The organism is Rhodococcus sp. P4_F5 (genome assembly GCF_056401315.1).
Genome location: NZ_JBFUJP010000011.1, coordinates 71809 through 89041 on the forward strand (window position 1 = coordinate 71809; position 17233 = coordinate 89041).

18 protein-coding genes are annotated in these 17233 nt (G+C 67.0%); 11 read left to right on the top strand and 7 right to left on the bottom strand.

Translation table 11 applies throughout. The annotated features are described in order from the left end of the window. Position 1: 1 nt before the first annotated feature. Entirely contained in the window at positions 2-2053 is a 2052-nt protein-coding gene (gene paaZ / locus AC1DU4_RS07640; protein ID WP_477838562.1) for a phenylacetic acid degradation bifunctional protein PaaZ, read from the bottom strand. Between the two features lie 274 nt (positions 2054-2327). Between paaZ and AC1DU4_RS07645 the strand changes: the two genes are divergently transcribed. From AC1DU4_RS07645 to paaK, 9 genes are all read left to right on the top strand, one after another. Continuing rightward, positions 2328-3056 (top strand): enoyl-CoA hydratase/isomerase family protein, encoded by a 729-nt coding sequence (locus AC1DU4_RS07645; protein WP_477838564.1) that lies wholly within the window; start codon positions 2328-2330, stop codon positions 3054-3056. Beyond that, on the top strand, positions 3053-3907 hold the full coding sequence (locus AC1DU4_RS07650; RefSeq protein WP_477838566.1) for a 3-hydroxyacyl-CoA dehydrogenase family protein: 855 nt from the start codon (positions 3053-3055) through the stop codon (positions 3905-3907). The genes AC1DU4_RS07645 and AC1DU4_RS07650 overlap by 4 nt, the downstream gene beginning before the upstream one ends. Before the next feature lie 43 nt (positions 3908-3950). Further along, positions 3951-4742, top strand: a complete 792-nt coding sequence (locus tag AC1DU4_RS07655) for an enoyl-CoA hydratase/isomerase family protein (protein WP_477838568.1) — start codon at positions 3951-3953, stop codon at positions 4740-4742. A gap of 81 nt (positions 4743-4823) precedes the next feature. Beyond that, entirely contained in the window at positions 4824-5777 is a 954-nt protein-coding gene (gene paaA / locus AC1DU4_RS07660; protein ID WP_477838570.1) for a 1,2-phenylacetyl-CoA epoxidase subunit PaaA, read from the top strand. After that, complete coding sequence (paaB, locus tag AC1DU4_RS07665; RefSeq protein ID WP_477838572.1) at positions 5774-6079, top strand: 1,2-phenylacetyl-CoA epoxidase subunit PaaB; 306 nt, start codon at positions 5774-5776, stop codon at positions 6077-6079. Before paaA ends, paaB begins: the two co-directional genes overlap by 4 nt. Before the next feature lie 48 nt (positions 6080-6127). Next, positions 6128-7045, top strand: a complete 918-nt coding sequence (paaC, locus tag AC1DU4_RS07670; RefSeq protein WP_477838574.1) for a 1,2-phenylacetyl-CoA epoxidase subunit PaaC — start codon at positions 6128-6130, stop codon at positions 7043-7045. A 1-nt stretch (position 7046) separates the two neighbouring features. Continuing rightward, on the top strand, positions 7047-7571 hold the full coding sequence (paaD, locus tag AC1DU4_RS07675) for a 1,2-phenylacetyl-CoA epoxidase subunit PaaD (protein WP_477838576.1): 525 nt from the start codon (positions 7047-7049) through the stop codon (positions 7569-7571). Positions 7572-7573: 2 nt separating this feature from the next. Beyond that, positions 7574-8671 (top strand): 1,2-phenylacetyl-CoA epoxidase subunit PaaE, encoded by a 1098-nt coding sequence (gene paaE / locus AC1DU4_RS07680; protein WP_477838578.1) that lies wholly within the window; start codon positions 7574-7576, stop codon positions 8669-8671. 66 nt (positions 8672-8737) lie between these two features. After that, a complete protein-coding gene (gene paaK, locus AC1DU4_RS07685; RefSeq protein ID WP_477838580.1) occupies positions 8738-10033 on the top strand; it encodes a phenylacetate--CoA ligase PaaK in 1296 nt (431 codons plus the stop codon). A gap of 76 nt (positions 10034-10109) precedes the next feature. Here paaK and AC1DU4_RS07690 read toward each other — a convergent pair whose 3' ends face one another. From AC1DU4_RS07690 to AC1DU4_RS07700, 3 genes are all read right to left on the bottom strand, one after another. Beyond that, positions 10110-10718 carry a TetR/AcrR family transcriptional regulator gene (locus AC1DU4_RS07690; protein WP_477838582.1) on the bottom strand — a complete coding sequence of 203 codons (609 nt, stop codon included), beginning with the start codon at positions 10716-10718 and terminating at the stop codon, positions 10110-10112. Between the two features lie 180 nt (positions 10719-10898). Continuing rightward, on the bottom strand, positions 10899-11681 hold the full coding sequence (locus tag AC1DU4_RS07695) for an SDR family NAD(P)-dependent oxidoreductase (RefSeq protein ID WP_477838584.1): 783 nt from the start codon (positions 11679-11681) through the stop codon (positions 10899-10901). Continuing rightward, entirely contained in the window at positions 11682-12266 is a 585-nt protein-coding gene (locus tag AC1DU4_RS07700) for a cupin domain-containing protein (protein ID WP_477838586.1), read from the bottom strand. It abuts the gene before it with no gap. Positions 12267-12374: 108 nt separating this feature from the next. Here AC1DU4_RS07700 and AC1DU4_RS07705 point away from each other — a divergent pair, with 108 nt between their 5' ends. After that, entirely contained in the window at positions 12375-13277 is a 903-nt protein-coding gene (locus AC1DU4_RS07705; protein WP_477838588.1) for a LysR family transcriptional regulator, read from the top strand. 240 nt (positions 13278-13517) lie between these two features. Here the strand turns inward: AC1DU4_RS07705 and AC1DU4_RS07710 are convergent, their stop codons facing one another. Beyond that, positions 13518-14846, bottom strand: a complete 1329-nt coding sequence (locus tag AC1DU4_RS07710) for an MFS transporter (protein ID WP_477838590.1) — start codon at positions 14844-14846, stop codon at positions 13518-13520. Between the two features lie 169 nt (positions 14847-15015). On the opposite strand from AC1DU4_RS07710, the gene AC1DU4_RS07715 reads away from it, so the two are divergent. Continuing rightward, positions 15016-15642, top strand: coding sequence for a helix-turn-helix domain-containing protein (locus AC1DU4_RS07715; protein WP_477838592.1), 627 nt, complete (start codon positions 15016-15018; stop codon positions 15640-15642). Between the two features lie 85 nt (positions 15643-15727). Here the strand turns inward: AC1DU4_RS07715 and AC1DU4_RS07720 are convergent, their stop codons facing one another. Then, the gene (locus AC1DU4_RS07720) at positions 15728-16636 is read right to left on the bottom strand and encodes a LysR family transcriptional regulator (protein ID WP_477838594.1); all 909 of its coding nucleotides are present in this window, start codon (positions 16634-16636) and stop codon (positions 15728-15730) included. 56 nt (positions 16637-16692) lie between these two features. Continuing rightward, a complete protein-coding gene (locus AC1DU4_RS07725) occupies positions 16693-17226 on the bottom strand; it encodes a 2,4'-dihydroxyacetophenone dioxygenase family protein (protein WP_477838596.1) in 534 nt (177 codons plus the stop codon). Between the last annotated feature and the right edge of the window lie 7 nt (positions 17227-17233).

Here is a 17233-nt window from a genome sequence, read left to right on the forward strand (position 1 = left end):
GTCAGAGCCCTCCATCGTCGGACGCTCCCTTGGCGACGAGGGTGAGGACGTCGTAGGTCGCCACCACATCGCCGTTCTGATTTGCGACCACGGCGTCCCACCGCACCTCGCCGTAGTCGGCGCTGCTGCGCGGTGTGATCAGCTTCGCCGTCAACATCACGGTCAGACTGTCGTCCGCCTTGACCGGGGTCAGGAAACGGAGGCTGTCGACGCCGAAGTTCGCGAGGACAGGTCCCGGGTTCGGCTCGACGAACAGCCCGGCCGCGAGCGAGACCACGAGGTAGCCGTGTGCGACGATACCGCCGAAGAGGGGGTTCGCCGCCGCGGCATCGGGATCGGTGTGCGCATAGAAGGTGTCACCGGTGAACTCCGCGAAATGGTCGATGTCCGCCAGTGTGACCTGCCTCGGTCCTCCGACGACGGTGTCCCCGATCCGCAACTCCGCCAGATTCTTCCGGAACGGGTGGACACCCTCGTCGGTTCGCCGTGATCCGGGAACCCAACGGTTGCCGACGGCGGTCAGGATGTCGGGGGTCGCCTGGACCGCGGTGCGCTGCATGTGGTGCAGGACTCCACGGATGCCACCGAGTTCCTCACCGCCGCCGGCGCGGCCCGGGCCGCCGTGCACGAGCACCGGCAGCGGCGAGCCGTGCCCGGTCGATTCCCGCGCATCGTCCCGGTTGAGAACCAGGACACGTCCGTGGAAGGGCGCCAGCCCCAGCACGACGTCGCGGGCGAGCCCGGGGTCGCGGGTGACGAGGGAGGCGACGAGGCTGCCCTTTCCGCGGGCCGCGAGTTCGAGCAGTTCGTCGGTGCCGTCGTATCCGATCACCGTGCTCACCGGCCCGAACGCCTCGATGTCGTGCGGCTCGTCGGCGGTCCTGTCGTCACAACGCAGCAGGATCGGGGGTAGGAACGCGCCGGTCGACCGGTCCGCTCCCACGACCTCGAAGTCCTCCGGGTCCCCCACCACAATCTGCGCCGACTTCGTCAGTCCGCGTAGCGCTTTCAGCACCTCGTCGCGCTGCTCGACGCTCGCCAGGGCGCCCATGGTGACCCCCTCGGCATCGGGGGCGCCGACCACGACCCGCGCGAGGCGGCCCCGCACGGCCTCGACCACGTCGTCGACCAAGCCCGACGGAACGAAGGCACGGCGGATCGCGGTGCACTTCTGGCCGGCCTTCACGGTCATCTCCGTGACGAGTTGCTTGACGTAGAGATCGAACTCCTCACTGCCGGGTTCGACGTCCGCACCGAGAATGGAGGCGTTGAGCGAATCCGCCTCGGCGTTGAAGTGCACGCCCTCGGCGACAACCCTCGGATGGGCCCGCAACAGCGCCGCGGTGTCCGCGGATCCGGTGAACGCGACCGAGTCCTGCCCACCGAGGTGGTCGAGCAGATCGCGCGCGCTGCCCGAGAGCAACTGGACCGACCCTTCCGGTAGCAGTCCGGACTCGATGATGCGACGGAACACCAGTTCGGTGAGATAGGCCGTCTGGCTTGCCGGCTTGACGATCGACGGCACTCCGGCGATGAACGCCGGCGCCAGCTTCTCGAGGAAGCCCCACACGGGAAAATTGAATGCGTTGATCTGAACGGCGACACCGCGACGCGAGGTGTAGACGTGCTGACCGAGGAACGTCCCCGCCTTGCCCAGTTGCTCGTGGGGCCCGTCGAGGTGGACGGTGTCGTTCGGCAGTTCGCGCCGAGCCTTGCTCGCGTAGCTCAGCAGGGTTCCGAAGCCACCGTCGATGTCGACACCGGAGTCGCGTCGCGTCGCACCGGTGGCCGTGGACAGCTCGTGGAACTCGTCCTTGCCGGCCATGAGCGTCAGGGCCAACGCCTTCAGCGCTGCGGCGCGCTCGTGGAAGGTCAGTTCGGCCAGGGCGGGCCCACCGACCGCACGGGCATACGTCACCATCCCGGCAACGTCGAGCCCGGTCGACGAGCTGCGCGCCACCTCGGAACCGTCGACTGCGCTCAGCAGCGGCGTTCCGGCATCGGGTGCCGTGTACCAGCTCCCGGCTACGTAACTTTGCACTAACCTGCTCACGACAACCTCTTTCTACCGTACGTTCGGTCGGTAATTAGGATCGCCAGAACCTCGCCAGATTGTCAAGGCCCGATACATATTCCGACGACCAGCACGTTTCTCGACCGAATCGATCGAACCCTTGCGCACCGACCGAAGGTTCGGTTATTAATGGAAACCAGCACGCTGCGAAGGAGACGAAAGTGGTGCAAGCAGTCCCGATGCGCGGAGCCCGCATCCCACACGAGTACTCAGGCCGGAGCCTCGCCCGGCTCCCCCTGCCGAGTGAGGCGCCGTGAACACCCTGACGATCGACGATCGAGCGGACCGGATGGTGGTCACTCTCCAGCGTCCGCAGCAGCGAAACGCGATCAACGCCGAAATGGTCTCGGAGCTGCACCAGGTGTGCGCGCTTCTCGAGGAAACGCCAAAGCCGCTGCTGATCAGCGGATCCGGTGATCACTTCGCGGGCGGGGCCGACATCGCGGAGCTCCGGGAACGGGGTCGCGACGAGGCGCTCGCGGGTGTCAATCGCAATCTCTTCGATCGCGTCGCAGGCCTGCCGATGCCCACTGTTGCGGCGGTGAGCGGGTTCGCGCTCGGCGGCGGCGCGGAACTGTCGTRCGCCTGCGACATCCGGGTCGCAACGGACACCGCGGTGTTCGGCAACCCCGAGCCGGGTCTCGGCATCATGGCCGCCGCCGGTGCCAGCTATCGACTGCAGGAACTGGTCGGCACGTCGATCGCCAAGCAGGTGCTCCTCGCCGGCCGAAACCTCGACGCGGCGGCGGCGCTGCGTTCCGGGCTCGTGATCAGCGTCGTGCCCCGCGGCGAACACGTTGCCGCCGCGCACGACATCGTCGATCGCATCAACCGCTCCGCACCACTCGCACTCAGGCTCAGCAAGCTGATCGCCGATGCACCCGGATCCCACCCCTTCGCCGACGACATCGCGCAGGCGGTGTTGTTCGAGAGCCGGGACAAACACGACCGTATGACGGCCTTTCTGGAGAAGAAAAAATGACGAGCACAATCCCCGGCCGTGTCGGTGTCGTCGGCGGCGGACGAATGGGCGCCGGCATCGCGCAGGTGTTCGCGACGCTCGGGTCCACCGTCACCATCGCCGAGAGCGGCGATCGACAGGCGGCATTCACCCGAGTTTCGGACGGACTGCACCGCGCCCACGAACGCGGAAGGCTCGGCGAATCCGACCCGGCGACCGTGCTCGGACGCGTGTCGCTCGTCGACGCACCGGACGAGCTGCCCGCCGGACTCGATCTCGTGGTCGAGGCCGTCCCGGAGGCACTGCAGCTCAAGCTCGGCGTGCTCGCCCTCGTGGAGAAGACCGTCGATCCGACGACGGTGATCGCAACCAACACCAGTTCCATCTCGATCGCCGATCTCGGTGCGGTGCTGGACGATCCCCGCCGATTGATCGGCATGCACTTCTTCAATCCGGTACCGGCGTCGACGCTCGTCGAGATCATCCGGACTCCCTCCACCGACACCGACGTCGTGGCACGGGTGTGCGAGTGGGTCTCCCAGCTCGGCAAGTCCCGAGTACTCGTCAACGATTCGCCCGGCTTCGCAACGAGCAGGCTCGGTGTCTGCCTCGGGCTCGAGGCGATCCGAATGCTCGAGGAAGGTGTCGCCGATGCCGAGTCCATCGATCGTGCAATGGAACTGGGATATCGACACCCCATGGGTCCGCTGCGTTCGACCGACCTCGTGGGCCTCGACGTTCGACTCGCCATCGCCGAGCACCTGACGGAGACGCTCGGCGAACGCTTCCGGCCTCCCGCCCTGCTCCGCGAGAAGGTCGCGCGAGGCAAACTCGGCCGCAAGTCGGGTCGAGGCTTCTTCACCTGGTCCTGAGACGACACTCGGGCCCGTATCCCACTGACAGGAGGCGTATTCCATGAGCGGCATCGAGACGGTCGGGCTGACCACGACTGCGGGCCTGGCGACGATCACCCTGCGCCGGGCCGGCGCATCCAACGCGCTCGATCGCGCAGTGAAGGAACAGTTGTCGGCTGCGGTCGAGGCGGTGGCCGCGGACCAAACGGTGCGCGCGGTCCTCCTCGAAGCCGAGGGCAGGAACTTCTGCGTCGGTCAGGATCTCGCCGAGCATGCCGCGGGCCTGGCGGCGGACCCCGCACGGGCGATGGACACCGTCGGCACACACTACAACCCGCTGCTCACTGCGCTCGCCGCGGTACGCGTACCGGTGGTCGTCGCGATCAACGGCGCGTGCGTGGGGGCAGGGCTGGGCATCGCGCTGGCAGGAGACATCCGAATCGCCGGGGAGGGCAGCAGGTTCGCCACCGCCTTCACTGGGATCGGACTGGCGGGCGATTCCGGATTGAGCCACACACTGATTGAGATGCTCGGTCCGAGCCGTGCCACGGGCCTGCTGATGCTCGGCGACCGATTCTCGGCGGCCCAGGCCCTCGAGTGGGGTCTGGTCCACCGGGTCGTGCCCGACGGCGACCTCGCCGACGCGGCCCGGGCGCTGGCGCGTGAGCTCGCGGCCGGACCGACCGCGGCCCACGTGCACGTGAAGCGCCTCGTGTCCGCGTCGTCCGCGGGCCTCACCGAGGCGCTCGAGCGTGAACGCGAGGCGCAAGAAGACCTGGGCCGCTCGGCGGATCATCGCGCCGCGGTCGACGCCTTCCTCGCCAAACGCGCACCGGCCTTCGAAGGCAACTGACCGCGCCGCGCGCGCTTGTGCCGCGCGTCACTTCCATGCATACTCCCACCAACCGATCATTCGGTATTAGAAGCAGGACATATGACCTCGTCTATCGCAGAAAATGAGCTCCAGAGCCACTTCGGGGCGACCATCTCGGCCGACCTGCGAGTCGAGCCGCGGGACTGGATGCCCGAGGGTTACCGCAAGACCCTGATCCGGCAGATCGCGCAGCACGCACACTCCGAGATCATCGGCATGCAGCCCGAGGGCGCATGGCTCACTCGGGCGCCGTCACTGCGCCGCAAGGCGATCCTGACGGCGAAGGTACAGGACGAGGCCGGGCACGGCCTGTATCTGTACTCCGCGGCGGAGACACTCGGTGCCGACCGCGGCAACCTCACCGACAAGCTGCTCGACGGCCGGCAGAAGTACTCGTCGATCTTCAACTATCCGACCCTGACCTTCGCCGATGTCGGCGTGATCGGTTGGCTCGTGGACGGTGCCGCGATCTGCAATCAGGTTCCGTTGTGTCGCAGTTCTTTCGGGCCGTACGCGCGGGCGATGATCCGGGTGTGCAAGGAGGAGTCGTTCCATCAGCGGCAGGGGTACGAGCTGCTAATGACGATGATGCGCGGCACCGACGCCCAGCGCGAGATGGTGCAGGAGTCGGTCGACCGCTGGTGGTGGCCGGCCCTGATGATGTTCGGCCCGCCCGACGACCGATCGCCGAACTCGGAGCAGTCGATGAAGTGGCGCATCAAGCGACACACGAACGACGAACTCCGCCAGCGGTTCGTCGACATGTCGATACCGCAGGCCGAAGCACTGGGCGTGACGTTCCCGGACCCGGATCTGAGATGGAACGCCGAGCGCGGTGCGTACGACTTCGGCGAACCCGACTGGAGCGAATTCATGCAGGTGATCGCCGGGAACGGTGCGTCGAGTGTCGAGCGCATCGCCAACCGCCGGGCCGCGCACGAGAACGGTGCCTGGGTACGCGAGGCCGCTACCGCCTTCGCCCGCCGGGCGAGCACGAAGGAGAACGCACGATGAATGCAGTCGACCGAGTCACCAGCGCCGACTGGCCGTTGTACGAGGTATTCCTCCGCGGCAAGCGCGGACTCAATCACGTCCACGTCGGTTCGCTGCACGCCGCCGACGACGAGATGGCTCTCAGGCACGCCCGCGACGTGTACACCAGGCGCAACGAAGGCGTGAGTATCTGGGTGGTGCAGTCGAACTCGATCGCGGCATCCAGTCCGTCCGAGAAGGATCCGTACTTCGCGCCCAGCGGCGACAAGGTCTACCGCCACCCCACCTTCTACGAAATCCCCGACAACGTTCCCCACATGTGATCCGGCCGGCTCGCTCGCGCGGCCGTCCATAATCTTCGAGGATGCACGATGACCGACCACGACCATCCCTACGACAGCCTTGTCGACGAGGACAGCCACGGCCAGTGGGCCTTCGGCACCAGCTTCGACGACCCACTGGCCGGCGTCGACACCACGGTCCCCGACGACGTCGATCTCTCGGCGCTGGCCACCTACTGTCTGATGCTCGGCGACGATGCGCTGATCAGTTCGCAGCGACTGACCGAGTGGGTCACGCGTGCACCGGAACTGGAGGAGGAGGTCGCTCTCGCCAACTTCGCGCTCGACCTGCTAGGCCAGGCGCGCCTTCTCCTGGCGCGGGCGGCCGCGGCCGATGCGGCCGTCGTGCCCCACGTCTCCGACACGGCACAGATTCCGGGCGAGGATGCGCTCGCCTTCTTCCGCGAGGAGAACCAGTTTCGCAACGTCCGACTCGCCGAGATCGGCAACGGCGACTTTGCGCAGACCGTTATTCGCCTGCTGGTGTTCTCGACGTGGCGACTCGCACTCCTCGACCGGCTACGGGTGTCACGTGATCCGGTCCTTGCCGCCGTGGCCGTCAAAGGCGTCAAGGAACTCACCTACCACCGCGACTACGCCGCCCGCTGGGCCGTCACACTCGGTTGCGGCACAGCCGAATCGAAGGCGCGGATGGAATCGGCCCTCGACCGTGTCTGGCCGTACGTCGACGAGCTCTTCGTTCCCACCAGCGAGGAACGCGCGCTCGCTGCGGTGGGTGTGGCGGTCGATCCCGGCGAACTACGGGAGGAGTTCGAAACGGTTCTCGGTCAGGTGTTGCACGCTGCCGACCTGTCCGCGCCGACGGGCCGCGTCGCCGGCACGGTGGGAGGACGCGCGGGCCGTCAGGGCCTGCACAGCGAAGCGCTCGGACTACTCCTGGCCGAGATGCAGGTGGTCGCCCGGGCACATCCGGAAGGCGTGTGGTGACATGTCCGCTTCCACACACGCCGAGCTGCACGTCCGCGACGCGCGGCGCATCGCGGAGTCGGTTCTCGACCCCGAGATGCCGATGCTGACCCTCGCGGATCTCGGTGTCCTGCGCGATGTCGAGGTGGGAGCAGACGGTGCCGTGGTCGTGACCATCACCCCCACCTATTCGGGTTGCCCCGCCATGGCGACGATGCGCGACGACATCCGGCACCGTCTGCAGCTCGCGGGCTTCCCGTCGGTCGAGGTGAGGACCACGCTCTCGCCTCCCTGGAGCACCGACTGGATAAGCGACGAGGGACGTCGGAAGCTGTACGAGAACGGCTACTCCACGCCTGGCCCGGCTCCACGCCGCGGTGCGGGCCCGGTGCCGTTGACTCTCACCGCCCCGCCTCGGACGATCGAATGCCCGCGGTGCGGTGGCGCCGACACCCGCCTCGACTCCGAATTCGGGGCGACACTGTGCAAGGCCCTCTACCGGTGCCTCGATTGCCTGGAGCCCTTCGATCATGTGAAAGAGATCTGAACATGGACACTGTGGACACCACGAAACCCGCTGTCTCGACCCGCAACAGGACCTTCCACACCCTCATGGTCGCAGATGTGGAGGCGCTGTGCGACGACGCCGCCGCCGTCACCTTCGAGATTCCTGCCGACCTTTCCGGGGAGTTCGCGTTCGGCGCCGGCCAATCCCTCACGCTCCGTCGCACCGTGGACGGCGTCGAGCACCGCCGCTCGTACTCCATCTGCGCCCCAATCGGTTCCAGCCCCCGCGTCGGGGTCCGCGAAGTCGCCGACGGGCTCTTCTCGAACTGGTTGGTCCACCAGGTACGCCGGGGCGACAGGATCGATGTCCAGCCCCCTTCCGGATCGTTCGTCGCCGACCCCGCCGCCGGTGGCCGGCACGTCCTGATCGCGGCGGGCTCCGGGATCACCCCGATGCTCTCGATCGCCGCGACGATGCTCGTCAACCCCGAAACCGAAGTGGTTCTCCTCTACGGGAATCGGCGCACGCGTTCGGTGATGTTCGCCGAGGAGATCGCCGACCTCAAGGATCGATACAGTGCGCGCTTCCATGTCGTCCACGTCCTGTCTCGGGAGCCCCGTGAGGTGGAACTCTTCACCGGCCGTCTCGACGCCGACCGGCTCCGCGCGATCTTCGGCGCCGTGGTGCCGATCGCCGGTGTCGATCATTTCTGGTTGTGTGGGCCGTACGGCATGGTCACAGATGCCGAAGTCGTACTCGGCGAGCTGGGCGTCGACCCGAAGCGCGTCCACCACGAATTGTTCTATGTCGACGACGTGCCCCCTCCCCCTGTCCGCCACCGTGACGAGGGGGTCACCGGCCCCAGCAGCGAGGTCACCCTCGTCCTCGACGGACGCTCGACCACCGCGAGGTTGCCCCGGGACGAGACGATCCTCGACGCAGCAGAGAAGTACCGATCGGATCTGCCGTTCGCCTGCAAGGGCGGAGTGTGTGGAACCTGCCGCGCGAAGGTCACCCACGGAGACGTCGACATGCGGCGCAACTATGCGCTCGAGGACTACGAGGTCGATGCCGGCTTCGTCCTCACGTGCCAGAGCTATCCGGACAGCGCCGACGTGACCGTCGACTTCGACGCCTGACCGCCCGGCCCCGCCCTTCACCACATCGACCCCAGTCGCGCCTGACCGCGGCACCCGGAGACCACTATGACCAGCACCGTCACCCCGTCACAGGACATCGAATTCGCAACGCGCGACCGCATCTCGTCCCTGCAGCTCGAGCGTCTCCAGTGGTCGCTGCGCCACGCCTACGAGAACGTCCCGCACTACCGGAAGGCGTTCGACGACGCCGGGGTCCACCCCGGCGATCTGAAGGACCTCGGTGATCTCGCGAAGTTCCCGTTCACCGCGAAGGCAGATCTGCGGGACAACTACCCGTTCGGGATGTTCGCAGTGCCACAGGATCACGTGTCACGAATTCACGCATCGTCGGGAACGACGGGACGTCCCACCGTGGTCGGGTACACCGCTACCGACCTCGACAACTGGGCCGACCTGATCGCGCGGAGCCTTCGCGCCGGCGGCGTGAAGCCGTCCGACAAGGTCCACGTCGCATACGGGTACGGACTGTTCACCGGTGGACTCGGCGCCCACTACGGCGCGGAAAGGCTCGGCTGCACGGTCATTCCGATGTCCGGAGGGATGACCGAGCGTCAGATCCAGCTGATCGAGGACTTTCGTCCGGATGCGATCATGGTCACCCCGTCATACATGCTCACGATCGTCGATGCGATGCTCGCCAAGGGAATCGATCCGGCCCGGACATCACTGCGCACTGGCGTCTTCGGAGCGGAGCCGTGGACCGAGGAAATGCGCGGCGAACTCGAGCAACAGTTGGAGATGGACGCGGTCGACATCTACGGACTCTCCGAGGTCATGGGCCCTGGGGTCGCGATGGAGTGCGTGGAAACCAAGGACGGCCTTCACATCTGGGAGGACCACTTCTACCCGGAGGTGATCGACCCCGTCACCGGCGAGGTGCTGCCCGACGGCGAGGAGGGCGAACTCGTCTTCACCTCGCTCACCAAGGAGGCGATGCCGATCGTTCGCTACCGCACCCGCGACCTCACACGACTGTTACCGGGCACTGCGCGCACGATGCGCCGCATTCAGAAGGTGACCGGCCGAACCGACGACATGATCATCCTGCGCGGAGTCAATCTCTTTCCGACCCAGATCGAGGAACTCATTCTCGCGGTAGCCGGTCTGGCCCCCCAGTTCCAGTGCGTTCTCGACCGGCCCGGCCGAATGGACGAGCTGACCGTCCGCGTCGAGTCCCGGCCGAACACCTCGACCCTCGAGGCCGACCGTCAGGCAGGCAGGCTGCGGCAGTTGGTGAAGGACCGCATCGGTGTCACCGTCGCCGTGGAGGTCCTGTCCCCGGGGAGCCTGGACCGATCGATCGGCAAAGCTCGTCGCCTGATCGACAATCGATCTTCCTGAAAACGCTTGGGGCGCCTCGGATCCGATCCGAGGCGCCCCGTCTTGTCGGTACGTCCGTCACCGGGAACCCCCGGGGTCAGGCCCTCATCCCGTCGAAGGTCAGCGCGACTACCGCATCGGCGAGCTCGGAGACCGATTCACCCCCACGCGGCCGGTACCACTCGATCAGCGAGTTGACCATCCCGAATACCAGCCGGCTCGTGAGCGCCGGGTCGATCCCCGGTCTGAGGTCGCCTTCTCCGGCAGCGGCCACCACCAGATCACTGACGAAGGCATCGAATTCCCGTCGGCGCGCGAGGGCACGTCGCTCGACGGCCGTGTTCCCACGAACCCTGAGAAGCAATGTCACGTAGGGAAGCTCGGTCACAAGCACCTCGACGCTTCGCCGCACGAGGTACTCGAGTCGATCGATGGACCGACCGCTGGTCACCTGATCTTCGGTCGTGACCGCGAAGAGCGCGTTGAGGGCCCGGGCCAGCGCGAGTTCCAGGAGCTCCGCCTTGCCGGATACGTGGTGGTAGATCGACGACTTCGTGATGCCGAGCCGCTGAGCGAGCGCCTCCATGCTGGTGCCGTCGTACCCCTTGTCATTGAACACCTTCACCGCAACGGCAAGCAACGAGTCGAGATCGTATCCCGGTCGCCCGGGCGACCCCGTTCTTCGGACTGGACCTGCCGCCGCCATCTCGCGCGTTCCTCCCAGGAAGTGGACACCCCGCCTCAGAACGTGCGGCTCGACGTCAGCCTACCGAAGGTTCGGTAATCACCGTGGGCCGACCGCGAGATCGGGATGTCCCCGGGCACGACAACGACCACTCCCCCCGCGTGATGTGCGCGGAGGGAGTGGTCGTGCCGGGATCCGGGGCTACGGGAGCACCGCGCCGCCGTCCACGTGCAGAGACTGCCCGGTGACGTTGTCAGCGTCGGCCGAGAGCAGGTACGCGACGGCTCCGGCGACGTCCTCGACGGTCTGCGGGCGCTTCATCGGGATGAGCTGGTCGACCATCCCGCCGAAGATCTGCTCGGGCGCCACCCCGGCGAGAGCCGGGTCGTACTCGGCGAGCCAGCCGGCGGACTGTCGCCACATGTCCGTCCAGATCAGGCCGGGCAGAACCGCATTGACGCGAACGGAAGGGGCGAGCGCACGGGCCGATGATTGGGTCAACGCCAGCACGGCCGCCTTCGACGAGCCGTACGCGGTCAGCAACTCGTGCCCGTTCCGGGCCGCGATCGAGGAGAAGTTGACCACGGCCCCTTCGCGACCAAGCGTGGCCAGCTCCGCGGCGAAGGCCTGGATGGCGAAGAAGACCCCACGGACGTTGACCGCGTATGTCTTGTCCCAGGTGTCCACGTCGAGTGCGTCGTACTGCCGGAATCCGCCGAGCCCGGCCACGTTGACGAGACCGTCGAGGTCATCGTGGGCGGCGAAGGCTTCCGCGACGGCCGCCTGCAGCGCACCCACGTCGCAGATGTCCACCACGTGGGTGGTCACTGTCACCCCGCGGGACCCCACTGCGGCAGCGGTTTCCGCCAACCGCTCCTTGTCGATGTCGATCAGTGCCACACCCCGACCGTCGGCGGACATCCGTTCGGCGACACCGCGCCCGAGGCCGCCTCCGGCACCCGTGACGAGGACCGCGCCCGCCATCTAGCGGCCCGTCCGAGCAGGCAGATGTGCAACCGCGTCGTTCGCCGCGGCGAGGTCGTAGAGCAGCTCGTGCGTGATGACCCCGGCTACGGTGCCGTCCTCGTTGTACCCGACGATCGGACCGTGGAAGATACCGAACATCAGGGACTCCACCTCCTGCTTGGGCAGATGCACGATTCCGGCCGGTTCGTAGATGTAGTGGTTGGGGCCGATGGATTCGGCCTCGCCCTCGTACGCCCAGCGGCCGAAGATGTTGAACGCCTCCGCGGCGCCGCAGTGCATGTGCAGCGGCGCCTGCGCATTCTCCGCCACGTACAGCAGGATCGAGGCTGCACCGGTGGTCTCGTTGATGTTCAGGAGCTTGAAAGACGTACCCGGCATCGGGAACGGGGTCCACGGGATGTCGTCGCAGTTGTTGACCCGGGAGGCGAGACTGAGCGTCGGCCCGGTCACCGGGGAGCTCGCGCGAGCGAAGACCTCTGCGACCGGAGCGTTGGACTGCGGGTCGATCTCGGGACCCGTCAGTTGCGGGCGGATCGGATCGACCACACGGGCATCATCATGGTGAGTGGCGTTGACAGACATCGGATTTCCTCCTGGATTCGGGGACTCACCCATGCTCCGATGTGGTGGCCGTCACGTCCATGACGTATTCTCACCCGATCGTTAGACGAATACCTAAGGTCGTGCACGATGGATCTGAATCTACGGCTCGTGCGCTACTTCGTGACTGTCGCCGACGCCGGGACCTTCACGAAAGCAGCTGAGCAACTGCACATTGCGACGCCGTCACTGAGTCAGCAGATACGCAAGCTCGAAGAGACGCTGGGCGTCTCACTGCTCGAGCGTGACCACCGCGGAGCTCGCCTCACCGAGGCCGGGCAGGACTTCCTCGAAGAGAGCCGGGAGCTGTTGGCCGCCGCCGAATCTGCGGTCGGCGCGGCCCGTCGCCACAAGCGCAGCTCGTCCGGGAAGGTGCGCCTCGGATTCCTGGCCGGCGGCGCCGGGGAGCTGACCCGTCCGATTGTCGACGAGTTCCACCGACGAGAACCCGAAGTGGAACTGGAACTGACACAGCTGGCGTGGGGGGACGAGCTGACGGCGTTGACCTCCGGTCGGGTCGACATGGTCGTCGCTCGCCCGCCTCTCGAGTCGCACCCCCGGCTACGCCGGGTCGTTCTGTTCGAGGAGCCTCGTGTCCTGCTGATGGCACACGACCACCCGCTGGCCCGCAGGCGGAAGCTACGAATCGTCGACCTCGCCGACGTCGTCCAGGTGGACACCCGAGAGGGCACCCGGGACTGGCGCAACTGGTGGTCGATCGATCCGCGGCCGGACGGCACACGTCCCACCTACGGCCCCATGGTGAACAGCATCGAGGAGATGGTCCAAGTCGTCGCGACCACCGATGCGGTTGCGATCACCGGCGCAGGCGTGGCCAGCCTGTTCCGGCGAGCGGACACCACCGCACGACCGATCGTGGACGCCGCACCGTCGACCGTCGAACTCGTTTTCCTGGCCACGGACATGCCCCGCGCCGTCGAACGTTTCGTGGCAGTTGCGCTCGGGCTGAGCGCAGTCCTCGGCACCCGCTGACCCACAGGGCGGCGCCCCGTCTCCGGGCCCCCGAACTGGATCTTCCGACTTGGCTGGGACGGTCGGCTACCTGGCACCGGATGGGGATGGGCGCGGATGTTCGTGGGAACTTCTCGAAGTTGGCGCGCGCGGCGTCATTGCGAGGCAAGGGTTCCCGCAGATCATCGGGCGATCTGACGCGGATCGGGCTCTAGCTCGCCGACCGCGACTCCGACGATCCCTGACAGCACGCCCTCCGCATCACCGACCCGAACCGGAGACGGAGTCCGCGACGGGGCGCGATGCCTGCGCGACGACGAACAGGAAGAGCCCACAGGCGGTGACGAGAAGCCAGGCGGGGCCTGACGCGTGTGCGAATTGCGCCGGACCGACGCCGGAGACAATGCTGCCTGCGACGGCGATACCGACCGCCGCACCGAACTGGCGAGCAGTGGATGTGATCGCGCCGGCGACACCGGCGCGATCCGGCGGGAGCCCGCCGACCGCGGTGTTGGTGATCGGGGCATTGGCGAAACCGAAACCGATGCCGATGAGCAGATAGGCCGTCAGGAGCCATATGACTCCGGTGCCGTTGTCGCGAGCGAGAAGCAACAGTCCCCCGGCCGTGATGAAGCCGCCGGCCAGCGCGAGGGGTGGTCGCGGTCCGAGGCGCCCGACCAGGTGGCCCGACAGTGGTGCACACACGGTCGCCCCGAGGGCGAGGGGCAGGGTGGCCGTGCCGGCAGCCAGTGGCGTCAATCCGCGGGCATGTTGCAGATAAAGCGTGTTGATCAGCAACGTCACGTTCAGCGCGACGAACACAGCCACCGCCCCCACCACCGCACTGGTGAAGGCCGGCCTGCGAAACAGATGCAGATCCATCAACGGCTCGGGTCGGCGAGATTCGAGCCTGCCGAACGCGACTGCCGCACCGGCGACGCCGGCGTACGCGGCCAGCGCCGCCGGCGAAACCCAACCGATTCGCGGCCCCTCGATCAGCACGCCGACGGACACACCGATAATGACCGCGAGCAGGGCCTGACCGGGCACGTCCAGGCTCCGGGGCTGCTGCGCTCGCGACTCCGGCACGAACACCGCGCTCAGCACCAGAGCGGTCACGATGATCGGCGCGTTGATCCAGAACGCCGATCGCCAGCCCCAAGCCGAGATGAGCGCACCACCCACGACGGGCCCCACCGCCATGCTGAGCCCGAAGACCGACGCCCAGACACCGATGGCCCGTGCCCGCTGCTTCGGATCGGAGAACGCATTCACGACGATTGCAAGGGCCACAGGGCTGAGCATCGATCCGCCCGCACCCTGAACAACGCGGGCCGCGGCGAGCGCACCGAGCGAAGGGGCGAGTGCGCAGGCCAACGAGGCGCCCGCGAACACCGCCAATCCGAGTTGGAACACCCGCCGTCGTCCGAATCGGTCGGCCAGGGCCCCGGAAGAGATCAGGAGGCCGGCAAGGGCAAGGGTGTACGCATCCACGATCCACTCGAGGCTGCGCATGTCCGCGCCCAGGTCCTGCCCGATCGCGGGCAGGGCAACGTTGACGACTGTCGTGTCCATCCCCACGACGAACATGCTCGAACAGCAGACCGCCAGCACCGTCCACTGTCGACGCGGGCTCAACCCCGGTGGGGCGAGGAGTGTCGTCTCGTTCGTCATCTGCCGTACCCGGCGGTGTCTGTCCATCCCCGAATGGTCGCGGTGTGGCCCGCCGACGGCCCAGCGATTTTGCGAAGACCGCAAAATGGTGGTCGTGGACGGCGACGTGGAACGGATCATCGACGACATCGGCCCCCGGCTACGCAGGCTGCGCAACGACCGAGGCCTCACCTTGGAGTCCCTGTCGGACGAGACCGGGATCTCCGTCAGCGCGCTGTCCCGGCTCGAGTCCGGCAAGCGCCGGCCCACCCTCGACCTGTTGATTCCGCTCGCGCGCGCACATCGCGTCGCGATCGAACAGCTGATCGCCGCGCCCGCCACGGGAGATCCCCGTGTCCACCTCACCCCGATCCGCAAACGCCGCGGCACCACCCTGGTACCGCTGACGCAATTCCCGGGCCGCGTGCAGGTGTTCAAGGAGGTGCTCGCCCCCCGCGAGCCGAAGCTGGTGACCCACGCGGGCTACGAGTGGCTGTATGTCCTGGCGGGCGAACTGCGCCTCATCCTCGGTGAGCGCGAATTCATCCTTCGCCCAGGCGAAGTCGCCGAGTTTGATACCAGTGAGCCGCACTGGTTCGGCCCCGGGGACTCGAACGCAGTCGAGATCCTGCACCTGTTCGGACCGCGGGGCGAACAGGCTGTCGTCCGCACGCGATCATCAGCCGCACCCACCCCCGAGGCCGAATTCCACCGCGCCGATCGCACGCCGTGAGCGCGTGCCGCCGAGTGGTTCCGAAGAGACAGACGGGGCCGCCCTCGAACGCGGCGATGTCCTCCTCCGCGACGAAGCGCGAGCTTCACCCCACTGGCCGCTCGAGCGTTACCTGGCGACAGGCCTCACCGATCGCATCCTGAAGCGTTGCCAGCTCCGGCCTGCGGTTGCCTTCCAATGTGCACAGGGTGACCACGCTCGGGCTGATGTCCTCGATCGGCACGAAGCTGACCAACGGATGGCGGTAGTACATGGGCAGCGACTCCGGCGTGGTGGTGACCCCTGCGCCGGCGGCGACCGCTTCGAGTAGTTCTTCCACGGTCGACACCGCAAGGCTCGGTTCGGCCCGGGTGCCGTCCGGCCGCGGGTTCACCATCCAGAAGTCGGTCCATTCCGGCGGCCCGCCGCTGCTGCTGATGAACGGCTCTGCGGCAATCTCGGCGAACCGGATCGACTCCCGGGCGGCCAACGGGTGGTCGTGCGCAAGCACGGCCACCCGTCGCTCGGACAGGAGTCGCCGGCGCCGGACTCCCTCGGCAGGAAACGGTTCGCGAACGAAGACCGCGTCGATGGCGCCGGCCAGCAGTGGCGCCAGTTGTTGGCTCCACTCGAGATGATGCAACCTCACCTGCAGATCCGGATCGGCGGAGCGGAGCCGATCCAATACGGCCGTGGTGAGCTGACCGGCACCGGTTGCCATGAACCCGATGTCGATGCTGCGACGGCCCAGGCGGACCGATTCACGCCACCGCAGAAGGCTCTCGTTGGCGGCCACGACGGCGCGTGCCTGCGGGATCAGCGCGCGCCCGGCTTCGGTCAGCTCGACGTGTCGGGAGTTGCGTTCGAAGAGCAGGAAACGCAGGTCCTTCTCCAACCGGGACACCTGCTGACTCAGCGCCGGTCCAGTCATGTGGAGCCGCGCGGCGGCGCGTCCGAAGTGCAGCTCGTCCGCAACAGCGAGGAAGCATCGAAGCGCCTGCGGCGGGACAAACATGCTTCACCTCGCACGCCATTGGTTGAGAATTGACTGCCAGGCTAGCCGATTCGCGGCTACCCGGTCGCCTGGACGTGCATCTCCTGAGACGGATCGGTTGCGTAGTCGACAAGCTGGAGTTGCCCGACGGCGTCGTTGTCACGCGCCATGTAGTAGTGCAGTCGGGCGTCGGCGACGACCGCGAGTGCGCCATCCGGCAGGTAGCCGGCGATCGGACCTTCGACCATGGCGATCATGACACAGCCGTCCGGCGCAATCGGCGTGTGCACGGCACCAGCCACCTCGCAGGTGTACATACCGGCCATGCCTGGATCGTCCTCCTCGTAATAGAATCCGCCTTCCAGCAGATATGCCTGCACATTTCCCATATGCCAATGCGGAGTGGCAACAGTTCCGGGATCCACTTTCAGAATGAGCGTGAATGCGCCGGATACGAGGTTGCAGTACAGGAGCTTGAATCGGGTTCCCGGCATCAGCCAGTCGGTCCACGGAATCTCGTCGGGGTTGACGAATTCCTTCCTTGCTCCCTTCGGCGTGACGCCGGGGTTGGTCATCCAGAATGTTGGCCCGAGGTTCGAACCAGCGGTCATGGGTTTC

Excerpts from the sequence above, each read along its gene's own strand:
- AC1DU4_RS07725 (WP_477838596.1), bottom strand. The coding sequence starts at position 17,226 with ATGACCGCTGGTTCGAACCTCGGGCCAACATTCTGGATGACCAACCCC.
- AC1DU4_RS07710 (WP_477838590.1), bottom strand. The coding sequence starts at position 14,846 with ATGTTCGTCGTGGGGATGGACACGACAGTCGTCAACGTTGCCCTGCCC.
- paaA (WP_477838570.1), top strand. The coding sequence starts at position 4,824 with ATGACCTCGTCTATCGCAGAAAATGAGCTCCAGAGCCACTTCGGGGCG.
- AC1DU4_RS07715 (WP_477838592.1), top strand. The coding sequence starts at position 15,016 with ATGGTGGTCGTGGACGGCGACGTGGAACGGATCATCGACGACATCGGC.
- paaE (WP_477838578.1), top strand. The coding sequence starts at position 7,574 with ATGGACACTGTGGACACCACGAAACCCGCTGTCTCGACCCGCAACAGG.
- AC1DU4_RS07650 (WP_477838566.1), top strand. The coding sequence starts at position 3,053 with ATGACGAGCACAATCCCCGGCCGTGTCGGTGTCGTCGGCGGCGGACGA.
- AC1DU4_RS07705 (WP_477838588.1), top strand. The coding sequence starts at position 12,375 with ATGGATCTGAATCTACGGCTCGTGCGCTACTTCGTGACTGTCGCCGAC.
- AC1DU4_RS07690 (WP_477838582.1), bottom strand. The coding sequence starts at position 10,718 with ATGGCGGCGGCAGGTCCAGTCCGAAGAACGGGGTCGCCCGGGCGACCG.
- paaD (WP_477838576.1), top strand. The coding sequence starts at position 7,047 with ATGTCCGCTTCCACACACGCCGAGCTGCACGTCCGCGACGCGCGGCGC.
- AC1DU4_RS07700 (WP_477838586.1), bottom strand. The coding sequence starts at position 12,266 with ATGTCTGTCAACGCCACTCACCATGATGATGCCCGTGTGGTCGATCCG.
- paaB (WP_477838572.1), top strand. The coding sequence starts at position 5,774 with ATGAATGCAGTCGACCGAGTCACCAGCGCCGACTGGCCGTTGTACGAG.
- AC1DU4_RS07655 (WP_477838568.1), top strand. The coding sequence starts at position 3,951 with ATGAGCGGCATCGAGACGGTCGGGCTGACCACGACTGCGGGCCTGGCG.
- AC1DU4_RS07695 (WP_477838584.1), bottom strand. The coding sequence starts at position 11,681 with ATGGCGGGCGCGGTCCTCGTCACGGGTGCCGGAGGCGGCCTCGGGCGC.
- AC1DU4_RS07720 (WP_477838594.1), bottom strand. The coding sequence starts at position 16,636 with ATGTTTGTCCCGCCGCAGGCGCTTCGATGCTTCCTCGCTGTTGCGGAC.
- paaK (WP_477838580.1), top strand. The coding sequence starts at position 8,738 with ATGACCAGCACCGTCACCCCGTCACAGGACATCGAATTCGCAACGCGC.
- paaC (WP_477838574.1), top strand. The coding sequence starts at position 6,128 with ATGACCGACCACGACCATCCCTACGACAGCCTTGTCGACGAGGACAGC.